This window comes from Saccharothrix sp. CCNWYY140 (assembly GCF_037401995.1).
Taxonomy (GTDB): Bacteria; Actinomycetota; Actinomycetes; order Mycobacteriales; family Pseudonocardiaceae; genus Actinosynnema.
Genome location: NZ_JBBEGC010000162.1, coordinates 1 through 14,079, shown reverse-complemented (window position 1 = coordinate 14,079; position 14,079 = coordinate 1). Strand labels below are relative to the sequence as shown.

Here is a 14,079-nt window from a genome sequence, read left to right as displayed (position 1 = left end):
CAGGCCATACGGGGATGACACAAGCAAGAAGCCCAAGTTGAGTTGTGTCCTCCTCGGTGGACTGCCGCTTGCCGGCTTCGCCGAAGAACGGACCCCGCTGCGCGCGGTGTGGTCTGGACGCGAATCACTTTCGAGGGACCTGTGCCGCACGTCCGGGTGAGAGGTCGTGGGTCGGTTCTGGTGTCGGGTAACCCGGTTGTCGCAGCACAGGACCATGCGAAGGGTGAACTGATGATCAACCAGGCGGAAGTGGACCGGCTGTACGACTGCGACGTGCTCGACGCTCGTGGGGAGCGGATCGGGTCGGTCAAGCAGGTGTGGCTGGATGATCGGGATGGGCGGCCCATGTGGGCTTCCGTGCACACCGGGTTGTTCGGCATGAAGGAGTCGTTCGTTCCCATCCAGGACGCGACGGTCGACAAGGGGCACATCGTGGTGCCGGTCGAGAAGCAGCAGGTCAAGGACGCGCCGCGGATCGACACCGAAGACCAGCACATGTCCGACGAGCAGCAGGAAGAGCTGTACCGGCACTACGGGATGATCCCGGGCGTTCGGTCCGGTGACCACGACAAGCTGCGTGGCAAGCAGGAGAGCCGGGGTCGCGAGTCGATGGCGGGCAAGCTCACCGATGAGCGCTCCGCGCGGCGTGACAGTGGTGACTCCGTCACCCGCTACGAGGAGCAGATGGACGTCGGCACTCGGGATGTCGAGGCCGGGCGGGTGCGGCTGGTGAAGCACACCGTGACCGAGCACAAGGACGTCACCGTGCCGGTGACCCACGAAGAGGTGCGGGTGGTGCGCGAGCCTGCTGACGGGACCGACCGCGGGCGGCCGTTCGCGGACGAAGAAGCCGAGGTCACCTTGCGCCGGCAGGAGCCGGTCGTGGACAAGCACGCAGAGGCTGTCGAGAAAGTGCGGCTGGAGAAGGAGGCCGTGACCGAGCAGCAGAAGGTGCGTGGCGAGGTGCGCAAGGAGCAGGTGGACGTCGAGCACCCGCAGGGTCGGGTTCCGCGTGATCCCAAGGGCTCGCGCGACCCGCGGAACCGCGCCTACTGACCAGCGCGGCTCACAGGACGGCTCGGTGGTTCCACGCACCCCACCGAGCCGGTGGTGGCGGCCCCGCACCGGGTCGGGCCGCCACCACCGCTCAGCGCAGGTCCATGCCGAGGTCCAGGGCCGGGGCGGAGTGGGTCAGCCCGCCGACCGCCAGGTAGTCCACGCCGGTCTCGGCGTAGGCCCGCGCCACGTCCAGGGTCAGCCCGCCGGACGCCTCCAGTGCGACGCCCCCTGCCCGACGCACCGCCTCCGCGCACTCGGCGACGGTGAAGTTGTCCAGCAGCACCAGTTCCGCGCCCTCGGCGACGGCCTCGTCCAACTGCTCCAGCGAGTCGACCTCGACCTCGCACGGCAGGTGCGGCGCGTGTGCCCGGACCGCGGCCAGCGCGGCGCGCACCGAGCCCGCCGCCTGGACGTGGTTGTCCTTGATGAGCACCGCGTCGCCCAGGCCCAGGCGGTGGTTCACGCCGCCGCCGCAGCGCACGGCGTACTTCTCCAGCAGCCGCAACCCGGGCAGGGTCTTGCGGGAGTCGCGCACGCGGGCCTTGGTGCCCTCGATCTCGCGCACCCACGCGGCGGTGAGCGTGGCCACGCCGGACAGGTGGCACAGCAGGTTCAGCGCGGTGCGTTCGGCGGTGAGCAGGCCGCGCACCGGGCCGCGCACGACCAGCGCGGGCTCGCCGGGCACGGCCTTGTCGCCGTCTTCACGTCGGTCGAGCACCTCGACGTCGAGGACCTCCTCGAACACCGCCACCGCCACCGGGATGCCCGCGAGCACCCCGGCCGCGCGCGGCGTCAACTCGGCCACAGCCACGGCGTCGGCGGGCACGGTGGCCTCCGTCGTCGCGTCCGGGCCGTAGCGCAGGTCCTCGGCCAGCGCCGTCGCGATGACGCGGCGCACGTCGTCCAGGTCGAACGTCATGCCACTCCCCTCGCCGTGGTGACCGGGTCGGCCAGCACGGGCTGACCGGTCGGGGTGAGCCGGACGACCTGGCTGCGCCGCCAGTTGACGTCGTCCCGCTGCGGGTAGTCGGTGCGCACGTGGCAGCCCCGCGACTCCCGGCGCTCGGCCGCCGCCGCGATGAGGGCGCGGGCGGCCACGGTGAGCGCCGCGTCCTCCACCAGTTCGCGGGTGTCCAGCCGTCGGTCCACAGTGGACAGGTCGAGCACCGAGCCGACGACGGCCAGGCCCTCGGCGTCCCGGCCGATCGCCGCGTACCGGCTCATCACGCGCTGCAACGCGTCCCGGTCGGCGACGGGCGCGACGGGCAGTTCGGCCGTGCCGGTGCACCGGGCCAGCAGGCCCAGCGCGAGGTCGCTCGCGACCGCCTCGGCCGCCCGCGCGCCGACGACCAGGCCTTCGAGCAAGCTGTTGGACGCCAACCGGTTCGCGCCGTGCAGCCCGGTCCGCGCCACCTCGCCCGCCGCGTACAGGCCGGTCACGCCGGTCCGTCCGTCCACATCGGACACCACGCCGCCGCACGCGAAGTGCGCCGCCGGCGCCACGGGGATCGGGTCGGTCGCCGGGTCGATGCCCGCCGCGACGCAGGCCGCGTGCACGGTCGGGAACCGCCGGGCGAAGTCGGAAATGCCGGTGGCATCCAGGAAAACGTGGTCGTCGACGCCGCCGGGGGCGTTCGCCATGTGCCGGGTGATCGCCGCCGCCACGACATCGCGCGGCGCCAGGTCCTCCAGCGGGTGCACGCCGCGCATCACGCGCGCGCCGGTCGCGTCGACCAGCACCGCGCCCTCGCCGCGCACCGCCTCGGTGACCAGCGGGCACCGGCCGCGCGCGCCGCGCCCGGTGTAGAGCACGGTCGGGTGGAACTGGACGAACTCCATGTCCGCCGCCGCCGCGCCGGCCCGCAGCGCGAGCGCGAGCCCGTCGCCGGTGGCCACCTCGGGGTTGGAGGTCGCCTGGTAGAGCTGCCCCAGTCCGCCGCTGGCCAGCAGCACGGCGGGCGCGGTCAGCACGCCCGGCACGCCGCCGCCGTCCAGCACCAGCAGCCCGCACACCTGACCCAGCGGCGTGCGCACCGCGTCCACGGCGATGTGGTTCTCCAGCACCGGGACCCGGCCGTCGCGGGCCGCCGCGAGCAGCGCCCGCTCGACCTCCGCGCCGGTCGCGTCCCCGCCCGCGTGCACGACGCGGAACGCCGTGTGCCCGCCCTCGCGGGTCCGCGCGAGCCGACCGTCCACACCGGAGTCGAACACCGCGCCGCGCTCCCGCAGCCGCGCCACGGCCGCCGGCCCGTCGGCGATGACCGCCCGCACGGCGTCCTCGTCGCACAGCCCCGCGCCCGCGACCAGCGTGTCCCGGACGTGCGCCTCGACGGTGTCGCCCTCGTCGTGCTCGCCGGGCAGCACGACGGCCACGCCGCCCTGCGCCCACCGGGTGTTGCCGTCCGCCTGCTCGGCCTTGGTCACCACCAGGACCCGCAGCCCCAGCTCACGCGCGCGCAACGCCGCCGTCAGCCCCGCGACCCCCGTGCCGACGACCACCAGGTCGGCACGGGCCTCCCACACCGGCCCGGCCGCCCGCAAGGGTCCGGCCGCAGCCGCGGAATTGTCGGTCCCCCGTGGGAGAATGGCATCGGGGGCCGGAGGCCGGCCGGTGCTCACTCGCCGCCGCCGGGCTGCCCGATCTCGATCATCCGCTGCACGGCGCCCTGGGCGCGCCGGGCGGTGTCGAGGTCCACGAACACCTCGTCCTTGCCCTCGCGCAGGCAGCGCAGCAGGGCGGTCGGGGTGATCATCTTCATGTACCGGCAGGAGGCCCGGTCGTTCACCGCGCGGAAGTCGATCTCCGGCGCGGCCCGGCGCAGCTGGTGCAGCATGCCGATCTCGGTCGCGACCAGCACCGACTTCGCGCTGGTCCGGCGGGCGGCGGTGATCATGTCGCCGGTCGAGAGGATCTTGACCTTCTCCGCCGGGACGGTGCCCTCGCCCGCCAGGTACAGCGCCGAGGTGGCGCAGCCGCACTCGGGGTGGATGAACAGGTCGGCGTCGGGGTTCGCCGCCGCGCGCTCGGCCAGCTCGGGGCCGTTGATGCCCGCGTGGACGTGGCACTCGCCCGCCCAGATGTGCAGGTTGTCCCGGCCGGTCTCGCGCTTGACGTGCGCGCCGAGGAACTGGTCGGGCAGGAAGAGGACCTCGCGGTCGGCCGGGATGGACCGCACGACGTCCACCGCGTTCGAGGACGTGCAGCAGATGTCGGTCTCGGCCTTCACCTCGGCGGTCGTGTTCACGTAGGACACGACGACCGCGCCCGGGTGCTCGGCCTTCCACGCCCGCAGCTGCTCACCGGTGATCGAGTCGGCCAGCGAGCAGCCGGCCCGCTCGTCCGGGATGAGGACGGTCTTGTGGGGGGCCAGGATCTTCGCGGTCTCGGCCATGAAGTGCACGCCGCAGAACACGATCGTCGACGCGTCGCTGGCCGCCGCGATGCGGCTGAGCGCCAGCGAGTCGCCGGTGTGGTGGGCGATGTCCTGGATCTCGGGGAGCTGGTAGTTGTGCGCGAGGATCACGGCGTCGTGCTTGCGCGCCAGTTCCAGCACCTCGTCCCGCCACGCGGCGTCCGGCGCGATGCCGTCGTACGCACCGTCGGCGGTTCGCTCCACGTAGGCGGTAGCGACCATGACTTCCTCCTTGAGCCAGGTTTTCGCCTTCCGGGCGAAAACGTGGCCGATAGTATCAGCCGAGTGGGTCTCGCGGGACATGAGGTACTGGCCGCAGTGCTCCAGGTGAGAGACGGATCACTCCAGGTCATGCTGTGGGAGCGCGCGCGGGAACCGCACGCTCACCGCTGGTCACTGCCCGGTGGCGGGCTCGGCGACGACGAGGACGTCGAGGCCTCGATCCGCCGTCAGCTCGCGGAGAAGGTGGATGTGAGACAGCTCTCCCACGTGGAGCAGCTCGCCGTCTTCAGCGCGCCTTCCCGGGTCCCGGGTCCGCGCGTGGTGGCGACCGCGTTCGTCGGCCTGGTGCCCTCCGACATCGACCCCGTGGTGCCCTCGGACACCGCGTGGCACCCCGTGGACGCGCTGCCGCCGACCGCGTTCGACCACGAGGCGATCATCAAGCGGGCGAGGCACCGGCTGGCGTCCAAACTCTCCTACACGAACCTGGGTTTCGCCCTGGCCCCGCCGTCGTTCACGATCTCGGCGCTGCGGTCGCTGTACTCGGCCGCGCTGGGCTACAAGGTGTCGGCGACCAACCTCCAGCGGGTGCTGTCCCGCCGGGGCCTGCTGGAGCCGACCGGCGCGGTGGCCCCGGTCGGCCCGTCGGGCGGCAGGCCGGCGGCGCTGTTCCGGTTCGTGTCGCGGGAAATGCGGGTCACCGATCCGTTCGCCGTGCTGCGACCCCCGGCCGGCCGTAGTTTGGGCATGTGACGACGACGCTCCCGCTGTTCCCCCTGGGCACCGTGCTGCTGCCGGGAACGTCGCTGCCACTGCACGTGTTCGAACCCCGGTACCGGCAGCTGACCGTGGACCTGATGACCGGCGAACTCCCGGACCGCAGCTTCGGCGTGGTCGCCATCCGCCAGGGCTGGGAGGTCGGCCCAGGCAACGCCACGGCCTTGCACACGGTCGGCTGCGAGGCCCTGCTGCACGACGCGAAGCCGTTGCCGGACGGCCGTTTCGACCTGTCCTGCCAGGGCGGGCGGCGGTTCACGCTGGTGTCGGTGGACACCGACAGCGCGCCGTACCTGATGGGCACGGTGGAGTGGGTGGACGACGTCGACTCGCCGCCCGAGGTGGCCGGGATGCTGCCGCTGCTGGAGGAACGGGCACGGGCGGCGTTCAGCCGGTACCGGCGGGCGGCGTTCGAGGACGACCCGGTGGTGGAGTCGGAGGGGTCGGCCCTGGCGTACAACCTGGCCAACGACTGCCTGCTGACCCTGGAGGACCGGCAGCGCCTGCTGGAGGAACGCTCGGAGGCCCGGCGACTGCGGATGGTCCGCCGAGCGATGCACCGCGAAGCCGGGATCATCACGGCCCTGCACGCGGTCCCGGCCCCTCTCGCCGAACTAGGCCACCTCCCGCACCGCAACTAACACCCGACCCCCCGCCTCCCACACCCACCGCCCCGGCACCGCCCGCCGCGCCGCCCGCGCTGCCCACTCGCGCCGCCCGCCCGCGCTGCCCGCCCGCGCCACCCGAGCTGCCGCCCCAGCCGAGCCGCCGCGCCGCCCGCCCCGAGCCGCCCCCTCCCCGCGGCCACCCACCCCTTCCTCGACCGCCCCCGAAAGCCCCGGGACCGGCACCTCGGCGCGCCCATCGGCTGGCGTGTTGATTAATCCCATTGCCCCCTAGTCGGATTGTTCAACAATCCCCTACGGTGTGGGACAGCGCACACCCCCAACCCTGCGAGGTGAGAGATGAGCAGCCACACCACGCACAGCAGCACCACCCCAGAAGACACCGGAGCCTTCGCCTGGTACCGCACCCTCGGCCGGAAGGGCAAACGCGCCTTCGTGGGCGCGGCCGGCGGCTGGGGACTGGACTCCTACGACTTCCAGGTCCTCCCCCTGAGCCTGGTCGCCATCTCCGCCTACTTCGGCATCTCCACCGGCCAAGCAGGCCTCCTGACCACCGTCACGCTCCTGGTCAGCGCCCTAGGCGGCGTCATCGCGGGCATCATGGCGGACCGCATCGGCCGCGTCCGCACCCTGATGATCACGGTCGTCACCTACGCGGTCTTCACCGTCCTGTGCGGCTTCGCGACCAGCTACGAAACCCTGCTGATCTTCCGCGCCCTCCAAGGACTGGGCTTCGGCGGCGAGTGGGCGGCGGGGGCGATCCTGGTCGCCGAGTACTGCAAACCGCAGTACCGGGGGCGTGCGGTCGCGTTCGTGCAGAGCAGTTGGGCGGTCGGCTGGGCGCTCTCGGTCGTCGTCTACACGTTCGTCTTCAACCTGTTCCCGCAGGACATCGCCTGGCGGGTGCTGTTCTGGACCGGCGCGCTCCCGGCCGTGCTGATCATCTACCTGCGCCGCAACGTCGAGGACGCCCCGCAGATCGCCGAGCGCCGCGACCCCACCAAGAACACCTTCACCGCCATCTTCCGCCGCGGCACCTTCAAGACCACCTTCTTCGCCGCCCTCCTGGCGACCGGTGTCCAGGGCGGCTACTACACCCTCGCCACCTGGCTGCCCACCTTCCTCAAGAAGGAGCGCGACCTCACCGTCATCGGCACCGGCGGCTACCTGGCGTTCCTGATCTCCGGCGCGTTCATCGGCTACGTGACCGGCGGCTACGTCACCGACTGGCTGGGGCGCAAGAAGACCTTCGCCCTGTTCGCCTTCCTGTCCGCGGTCCTGATCGTCCTCTACACGCAGATCCCCGAGGGCGCGAACACGGTGATCCTGTTCCTGGGCTTCCCGCTCGGGTTCTGCATGTCGGCGATCTTCAGCGGCTTCGGCTCGTTCCTGGCCGAGCTGTACCCGACGGCCCTGCGCGGCACCGGCCAGGGCTTCACCTACAACTTCGGCCGCGCGGTCGGCGCGTTGTTCCCCGCGCTGGTCGGGTTCATGGCGAGCACGATGGGTGTCGGCGGCGCGATGGTGTTCGGCGCGATCGCGTACGGGATCGCGGTGCTCGCCCTGCTCGGTCTGCCCGAGACGCGCGGGAGGGAGCTGGCATGACGCCCGAGGAGGTCCGGCGGTCGGCTCCGGGGCCGACCGCCGGCCTCGCCGGATCACGCCCACGCGAACCTGATCGCCGTCCTGGGCGCACCGCACGAGCTAACCCAACCGCCGACCCAGGTCGTCCAGACCGTTCCACGCCGCCAAGCAGCCGTAGGCCAGTGCCGTGCCCAAGGGCCAAGCCAGCACGCCCCACCACGTCTCCAGCATCGGAGCCAGGGTGATCATGTCCCCCACCTTGGGCGCTGCGTCCAGGGCGTACCGGCTACCCGCCGACCCGATCCCCGTGCGCTGCCCCAGATAGGCCGCGACCACACCGCCACCCGTGGCGGCCAGCATCACCACCGGGCCGCGGCGTTCGCGCAGGAGCCACACCGCGATGCCGGTCAGCAGCCCCATCCCCAGCCCGATCAGCACGAACACCATCAGCCCGTCCAGCCGGTGGTAGCTCTCGCCGGTCACCGGCACCAGGGCGCCGTCCTCCGCCACGACCACGTTCTGCGGCGGCGCCAGGCGCGCCCACAGCCACCCGACCGGCAGCCCCAGCAGGGCGATCGTGGACAGCACCGCGAACCCGGGCAGTAGGTCGCGCTTCACCACGACCTTCGGCCTGGGCGGCAGGTACCGGTAGACGAAGACGGGTGGCACGCGCACCGGGGCGGCGCGCTCGTCCACCGGATGTTCCGCCACCACGCACGACCTCCCCTGACCGGACGACCCGACGCAGGGCAGGTTACCGCGCGTGCGGACGGCGCTCGTGGCGACCGACCGGGGTCAGCCCGAGGTGGTCTCGCCGTGCCGGCTGCACGTGGCGGTCCAGCCGGCCGGTGTCACCTGCACGACCATGCGCCGGGCGCACACCGAGCAGAACCTCGGCGGGTCGATCACCCGCAGGCGCTTCGCGCACGCCGAGTGGTCGGCCTCCCCGACCTCCTTGCCGCAGTAGCCGCAGTACACAGCCGTCATCACAGCGTCTTGCTCAGTTCCTTGATCGGCATGGACAGCTCGTCGAGCATGTCCAGGTCCTCCTGCGCCGGGCGGCCCAGGTTGGTCAGGTAGTTGCCGACGATGATCGCGTTGACCCCGCCGAGCATGCCCTGCTTGGCGCCCAGGTCGCCGAAGGTCAGCTCCCGGCCACCCGCGAAGCGCAGGATCGTGCGGGGCAGGGCCAGGCGGAACGCGCCGACGGTCTTGAGCGCCTCCGTGCCCTCGACCACCGGGTAGTTCTCGTACGGCGTGCCCGGGTTGGGGATGAGGAAGTTCAGCGGCACCTCGTCGGGCTCCAGGGCGGCCAGCTGCACGGCGAACTCCGCGCGCTGGGCCAGGGTCTCGCCCATGCCGATGATGCCGCCGCAGCACACCTCCATGCCCGCCTCGCGGACCATCTTCAGCGTGTCCCACCGCTCCTCCCAGGAGTGGGTGGTGACGACGTTCGGGAAGTGCGACCGCGCGGTCTCCAGGTTGTGGTTGTAGCGGTGGACGCCCATCTCCACCAGCTCGTCGACCTGCTCCTGGGTCAGCATGCCCAGCGAGCACGCGATCTGGATGTCGTTGCCGTCCGCGCGGATGGCCTTGACGCCGTCGCGGACCTGGGACAGCAGCCGCTTGTCCGGGCCGCGCACGGCGGCCACGATGCAGAACTCGGTGGCGCCGGTGTCGCGGGTCTGGCGGGCCGCGCGGACCAGGCCGGGGATGTCCAGCCACGCCGAGCGCACCGGGGACGGGAACTGGCCGGACTGCGAGCAGAAGTGGCAGTCCTCGGGACAGCCGCCGGTCTTGAGCGACACGATGCCCTCGACCTCGACCTCCGGCCCGCACCAGCGCATCCGGACCTGGTGGGCCAGCTCCAGCAGCTCGGGGATGCGGTCGTCGGACAGGGAGAGCACGGCGAGGACCTGCTCCTCGGACAGCCCGACCCCGCGCTCCAGCACCTGCTCGCGCGCGGCACCGAGGACATCGACCTGTTCGGGGGCTGCGGTCACGGGGATCTCCAGGGGTCGTCCGGCATTGGTCCGGCGGTCAGTCTGCCGCACACCCGCGCCACCCACCCAGCGACGTACGTCACTGACACGGTCAACAAACGTGTGGCGCGGCGAACTTCTCCGGGTCGAACGTGCCGCCGAACCAGGGCGACAGCCCTTCGCGCGCGACCGTCAGGAACTCGTCGCGCCCCAGGCCACCGGCGCCGTCGGGCAGCACGCCGAGCAGGGGCGCGCCGGCCGCCTCCGGCAGGTCGACCAGGTTGCACCGGGCCGCGAGGTCGGGTTCGGCGGGCCAGCGGCCGATCACGACGCCCACCGACTCCAGGCCCCGGCGCAGCAGCGCCTCGGCGGTCAGCGCTGTCGTGTTCAGCGTGCCCAGGGCGGCGTGCGCGACGACCAGAACAGGCGCGTTCAACGCCCACGCCGCGTCGGCGATCGTGGTGCCCTCGTCGTCGAACTGGACCAGCAGCCCACCCGCGCCCTCCACCAGGACCAGGTCGTGCGTCTCGTCCAGCTCCACGGCCGCCGCCGCCACCTCACTCGGGTGCACGCGCGGCAGCCCGGACCGGCGCGCGGCCGTCGCGGGCGCCAAGGGCTCGGGGTAGCGGCGCAGCTCAAGGGTGGTGACGGGACCCGCGAGGCGGACCACGTCGGCCAGGTCACCGGGCTCTCCGTCCGCGACCCCGGTCTGCGCGGGCTTCAGCACGGCGACCCGACGCCCGTCGGCGACCGCGAGGGCGGCCAGGGCGGCGACGGTCACCGTCTTGCCGACCTCGGTGCCCGTACCGGTGATCACGAGGACGCTCACGGGTGCTCACCCTACGACTGCACGCACCGTGACGGCTCCCAGCGTTCTACTCTCACTCGCATGGCTGAGATCGTTCTCTATGGTGCGGACTGGTGCGGTGACTGCCGCCGGGCGAAGGCGTGGCTGCGGGAGCACGAAGTGGCGTTCACCGACGTCGACGTCGAGCACGACGACGCCGCGCGGGACAAGGCGATCGAGATCGCCGGCGGGCGCAAGAACATCCCCGTCATCGTCCTGCCCGACGGCAAGGTCCTGGTCGAGCCCACCAACACCCAGCTGGCCGAGGCCATCGGGGTGTGATGGCCACCAAGAAGTCCAACCGCAGCCGCAAGACCGCCGCGGTCGAGCCCAAGCCGAAGAACTGGTTCCAGCGCCTGACCAAGGCGCAGCAGACCGGGGTGGTCGTCGGCGGCACGTTCGCGGCCGTCGGCGGCCACTTCCTGTTGTGGGGCGCGGTGATCCCGGCCGTCGGCAAGGTCGTCGGCCGGGTCCCCGTCGTGTCCACGGTCGTGGGCTGGCTGTTCGCGGGCGCGGCTTTCGCGGCGATCGGCGTGCTGCTGATCAACGACAAGGCGCCCGAGGACACCAAGAAGCGCCTCAAGTGGGTCGCCGGGGTGTGGAGCGGCGTGGCGCTGCTGTGCATCCCGAGCGGGTTCGCCAACGACGTCGTGCTGCCCGTCGACTACTGGGCGGGCGTCTACGCGGGCGCGTACGGCGTGGTGATGGTGCCGTTGGTGTTCATCGTGGGTGTTCTGCTGCTGGCGCTGGGCGCGAAGCTGTTCAAGCGCGAGAAGGGGCCGACCGAGGTCGGGTTCGGGTGGGTCCTGGTCGGCTACAGCTTCCTGCTGCTCGTGTGGGGATCAAGCCTGCTGCGCCTGTGAAGCCTCGGCGGCTGCCACCACAGCCGCCGAGATCGCGGCCACGTCGTCGGGGGTGCTGATGAACGGCGGCATGGTGTAGATCAGGTCCCGGAACGGCCGCAGCCACACCCCATGATCAACGGCCGCAGCGGTAGCCGCCGCCATGTCCACCGGGTGGTCCAACTGCACCACCCCGATCGCGCCCAGCACCCGCACCTCACCCGGCGCACCCGCCAACCCCGCCCGCAGACCCGCCTCGATCCCGGCCACCTCCGACCGCCAGTCGCGGGACAGCAGCAGGTCGATCGACGCCGACGCCACCGCCGAGGCCAGCGGGTTGCCCATGAACGTCGGCCCGTGGGCCAGCACCGGCACCTCGCCGCGCGAGATCCCGTCCGCCACCCGTGCCGTGCACAACGTGGCCGCCATCGACAGGTAACCGCCGGTCAGGGCCTTGCCGACGCACATGACGTCCGGGCTGATCCCCGCGTGGTCGGCCGCGAACAGCTCGCCGGTGCGGCCGAAGCCGGTGGCGATCTCGTCGAAGACCAACAGCACGTCGTGCGCCAGGGTCAGCTCGCGCAGCACGTGCAGGTAGCGCGGGTCGTGGAAGCGCATCCCGCCCGCACCCTGCACCACGGGCTCGACGATCACGGCGGCCAGCTCGTCGGCGTGCTCCTCGACCAGCCGCGCCAGCTCGTCCACGTACGAAGTCTCCAGGTCACGCGGAGGCGGCCCGGCGAAGACCTGGTCGGGCAGCACGCCCCGCCACAGCGAGTGCATCCCGCCCTCGGGGTCGCACACCGACATCGGCTGGAACGTGTCCCCGTGGTACCCGCCGCGCCAGGTCAGCAGCCGGCGCTTCTCCGGCCGCCCCCGCGACCGCCAGTACTGGAGGCACATCTTCACCGCGACCTCGACCGACACCGAGCCCGAGTCGCACAGGAACACGTGCTCCAGCGGCTCGGGCGTGATGTCGACCAGCTTCTTCGCCAGGGTCACGGCGGGCTCGTGGGTGAGCCCGCCGAACATCACGTGGCTCATCCGGTCGAGCTGGTCGCGCACGGCGGCGTCGAGCACCGGGTGCCGGTAGCCGTGGATGGCCGCCCACCAGGACGACATGCCGTCCACCAGCTCACGGCCGTCGTCCAGCCGAAGCCGGACACCCTCCGCCGAGGCGACGACCAACGGCTGGTGGGTGCCCGGCATCGGGGCGTACGGGTGCCAGACGTGCGCCTGGTCCAGCTTCAGCAGCTCAGTGCGCTCCACGGTCCGAGAGGCTAACCGGCAGCGAGTACAGGCCTCGCATGAGCGTGCTCTCCCGCCACTGCAACGTGTCCGGCTCGGCGGCCAGGCGGAGGTCGAACCGGTCCAGCAACGAACCCACGGCGATCTCCCCCTCCAGCCGGGCCAACGGCGCACCCAGGCAGTAGTGCACGCCGTGCCCGAACGCGAGGTGCCCACCCGCCGGCCGGGTGATGTCGAAGCGGTCCGCGTCGGGGAACCGCGACCCGTCCCGGTTGGCCGAGATCAGCGACGCCAGCACGAAGTGCCCCTCCGGGATGAGCACGTCACCGACCTGCACGTCCTCGGTCGTGTAGCGGAAGGTGGCCTGGTTGACCGGCCCTTCGTAGCGCAGGAACTCCTCGACCGCACCGGGCAGCAGGGACCGGTCGGCCCGCAGCTTCTCCAGCTGGTCGGGGTGCTTGAGCAGGTTGAACACACCGGTGGCGATCAGGTTGACCGTGGTCTCGTGACCCGCGACCAACAGCAGGAACGCCATCGAGATCAGTTCGACCTCGTCGAGCTGGTCGTCGTCCTCGGTCGCGTGGACGAGCGCGGAGAAGAAGTCGTCCCCAGGGTTGGCCCGCTTGTCGGCCACCAGAGCTGCCAGGAACCCCGCCATCGCCGCGCCGGCCTCGTGCATCAACTCCGGCTGGTTGCCCGCGACCAGGATGTTCGACCAACGGCGGAAGTCGTCACGCTGCTCCATCGGCACGTTGAGCAACTCGCAGATCACCGTGATCGGCAACGGGAACGCCAACGCCTCGACCAGGTCCACCTCACCCTGCGCGGCAGCGGCGTCGAGCAGTTCGTCGGTGATCTCCTGGATCCGAGGCCGCAACGCCTCGACCCGCTTGGGCGTGAACGCCTTGGTGACGAGCTTCCGCAACCGGGTGTGGTTGGGCGGATCCGTGTTGAGCATGTGCCGCACCAACGACTGGTCGAACATCACCGGGTCGCCCTCACCGTCCCAGTGCCGAGCGGCAAGTTCGTTGGTGCGAGCATGGTCCTTGGCGAACCGCGGGTCGGCAAGCACGAAGCGAGCCTCGTCATACCGGGTGACCAACCAAACCCGCAATCCCCGCGGCAACACGATCGGCGTGGCAGCAGCCTCCTCCCGCAACCGAGCGTGGACACCGTGCGGGTCCTCGAAGTACTCCGGGCCGATCCTCATCGGAACCGTCGCAGTCTCCCCCATAGTGAAACCCTTCCGTTGAGTTAACTCTGTTTACTCAACGCCCGTGGAGTTCACAGAGTGCCCGCTTCGACCCAACGTCACTCGATCGGAGCAACCAACCTTCACGAACCCCCCAAACCCCCCAAACCACCCCGCGCGCGCAGCACGTGCTCTTCGGCGCGCAGCGCCGGTTCTTCGGCGAAGCCGGCGAGTGGGCAGTCCGCCGAGGAGGACACAGCGCAACTTGGGCTTCTTGCTTGTGTCAT

General features: G+C 71.5%; 15 protein-coding genes. 6 read left to right on the top strand and 9 right to left on the bottom strand.

The window, feature by feature from the left end; all coding sequences use genetic code 11:
* Nucleotides 1-231: 231 nt before the first annotated feature.
* Nucleotides 232-1,056, top strand: coding sequence for a PRC and DUF2382 domain-containing protein (locus tag WBN91_RS35915; protein ID WP_337728720.1), 825 nt, complete (start codon nt 232-234; stop codon nt 1,054-1,056).
* 91 nt (nt 1,057-1,147) lie between these two features.
* Here the strand turns inward: WBN91_RS35915 and nadC are convergent, their stop codons facing one another.
* From nadC to nadA, 3 genes are all read right to left on the bottom strand, one after another.
* Nucleotides 1,148-1,978 carry a carboxylating nicotinate-nucleotide diphosphorylase gene (nadC, locus tag WBN91_RS35910; RefSeq protein WP_337728721.1) on the bottom strand — a complete coding sequence of 277 codons (831 nt, stop codon included), beginning with the start codon at nt 1,976-1,978 and terminating at the stop codon, nt 1,148-1,150.
* The gene (locus WBN91_RS35905; RefSeq protein ID WP_443217858.1) at nt 1,975-3,582 is read right to left on the bottom strand and encodes an L-aspartate oxidase; all 1,608 of its coding nucleotides are present in this window, start codon (nt 3,580-3,582) and stop codon (nt 1,975-1,977) included. The genes nadC and WBN91_RS35905 overlap by 4 nt, the downstream gene beginning before the upstream one ends.
* A 92-nt stretch (nt 3,583-3,674) precedes the next feature.
* Nucleotides 3,675-4,694, bottom strand: coding sequence for a quinolinate synthase NadA (gene nadA, locus WBN91_RS35900; protein ID WP_337728723.1), 1,020 nt, complete (start codon nt 4,692-4,694; stop codon nt 3,675-3,677).
* 63 nt (nt 4,695-4,757) lie between these two features.
* Here nadA and WBN91_RS35895 point away from each other — a divergent pair, with 63 nt between their 5' ends.
* From WBN91_RS35895 to WBN91_RS35885, 3 genes are all read left to right on the top strand, one after another.
* Complete coding sequence (locus WBN91_RS35895; RefSeq protein ID WP_337728724.1) at nt 4,758-5,447, top strand: NUDIX hydrolase; 690 nt, start codon at nt 4,758-4,760, stop codon at nt 5,445-5,447.
* Nucleotides 5,444-6,112 (top strand): LON peptidase substrate-binding domain-containing protein, encoded by a 669-nt coding sequence (locus WBN91_RS35890; protein ID WP_337728725.1) that lies wholly within the window; start codon nt 5,444-5,446, stop codon nt 6,110-6,112. Before WBN91_RS35895 ends, WBN91_RS35890 begins: the two co-directional genes overlap by 4 nt.
* Before the next feature lie 324 nt (nt 6,113-6,436).
* Nucleotides 6,437-7,702, top strand: coding sequence for an MFS transporter (locus WBN91_RS35885; protein ID WP_337728726.1), 1,266 nt, complete (start codon nt 6,437-6,439; stop codon nt 7,700-7,702).
* A 99-nt stretch (nt 7,703-7,801) separates the two neighbouring features.
* Here the strand turns inward: WBN91_RS35885 and WBN91_RS35880 are convergent, their stop codons facing one another.
* The 4 genes from WBN91_RS35880 to bioD form a co-directional block, all read right to left on the bottom strand.
* Entirely contained in the window at nt 7,802-8,395 is a 594-nt protein-coding gene (locus WBN91_RS35880) for a DUF2567 domain-containing protein (RefSeq protein ID WP_337728727.1), read from the bottom strand.
* A gap of 81 nt (nt 8,396-8,476) precedes the next feature.
* A complete protein-coding gene (gene bsaP / locus WBN91_RS35875) occupies nt 8,477-8,668 on the bottom strand; it encodes a biotin synthase auxiliary protein BsaP (RefSeq protein ID WP_337728728.1) in 192 nt (63 codons plus the stop codon).
* Complete coding sequence (gene bioB, locus WBN91_RS35870; protein ID WP_337728729.1) at nt 8,668-9,684, bottom strand: biotin synthase BioB; 1,017 nt, start codon at nt 9,682-9,684, stop codon at nt 8,668-8,670. Before bioB ends, bsaP begins: the two co-directional genes overlap by 1 nt.
* A 91-nt stretch (nt 9,685-9,775) precedes the next feature.
* The gene (gene bioD, locus WBN91_RS35865) at nt 9,776-10,492 is read right to left on the bottom strand and encodes a dethiobiotin synthase (RefSeq protein WP_337728730.1); all 717 of its coding nucleotides are present in this window, start codon (nt 10,490-10,492) and stop codon (nt 9,776-9,778) included.
* A 60-nt stretch (nt 10,493-10,552) separates the two neighbouring features.
* Between bioD and WBN91_RS35860 the strand changes: the two genes are divergently transcribed.
* Nucleotides 10,553-10,792: a glutaredoxin family protein gene (locus WBN91_RS35860; RefSeq protein WP_337728731.1), complete on the top strand. Its 240-nt coding sequence runs from the start codon at nt 10,553-10,555 to the stop codon at nt 10,790-10,792.
* Nucleotides 10,792-11,373 (top strand): hypothetical protein, encoded by a 582-nt coding sequence (locus WBN91_RS35855; RefSeq protein WP_337728732.1) that lies wholly within the window; start codon nt 10,792-10,794, stop codon nt 11,371-11,373. The genes WBN91_RS35860 and WBN91_RS35855 overlap by 1 nt, the downstream gene beginning before the upstream one ends.
* Here the strand turns inward: WBN91_RS35855 and WBN91_RS35850 are convergent.
* Together WBN91_RS35850 and WBN91_RS35845 are read right to left on the bottom strand one after the other, a co-directional pair.
* A complete protein-coding gene (locus WBN91_RS35850; RefSeq protein WP_337728733.1) occupies nt 11,353-12,621 on the bottom strand; it encodes an adenosylmethionine--8-amino-7-oxononanoate transaminase in 1,269 nt (422 codons plus the stop codon). The genes WBN91_RS35855 and WBN91_RS35850 overlap by 21 nt on opposite strands.
* On the bottom strand, nt 12,608-13,810 hold the full coding sequence (locus tag WBN91_RS35845) for a cytochrome P450 family protein (RefSeq protein ID WP_337728734.1): 1,203 nt from the start codon (nt 13,808-13,810) through the stop codon (nt 12,608-12,610). Before WBN91_RS35845 ends, WBN91_RS35850 begins: the two co-directional genes overlap by 14 nt.
* Nucleotides 13,811-14,079 lie beyond the last annotated feature (269 nt).

Coding starts and splice junctions, on each gene's coding strand:
- WBN91_RS35915 (WP_337728720.1), top strand. CDS start 232: ATGATCAACCAGGCGGAAGTGGACCGGCTGTACGACTGCGACGTGCTC.
- nadC (WP_337728721.1), bottom strand. CDS start 1,978: ATGACGTTCGACCTGGACGACGTGCGCCGCGTCATCGCGACGGCGCTG.
- nadA (WP_337728723.1), bottom strand. CDS start 4,694: ATGGTCGCTACCGCCTACGTGGAGCGAACCGCCGACGGTGCGTACGAC.
- WBN91_RS35885 (WP_337728726.1), top strand. CDS start 6,437: ATGAGCAGCCACACCACGCACAGCAGCACCACCCCAGAAGACACCGGA.
- bsaP (WP_337728728.1), bottom strand. CDS start 8,668: ATGACGGCTGTGTACTGCGGCTACTGCGGCAAGGAGGTCGGGGAGGCC.
- WBN91_RS35860 (WP_337728731.1), top strand. CDS start 10,553: ATGGCTGAGATCGTTCTCTATGGTGCGGACTGGTGCGGTGACTGCCGC.
- WBN91_RS35855 (WP_337728732.1), top strand. CDS start 10,792: ATGGCCACCAAGAAGTCCAACCGCAGCCGCAAGACCGCCGCGGTCGAG.
- WBN91_RS35845 (WP_337728734.1), bottom strand. CDS start 13,810: ATGAGGATCGGCCCGGAGTACTTCGAGGACCCGCACGGTGTCCACGCT.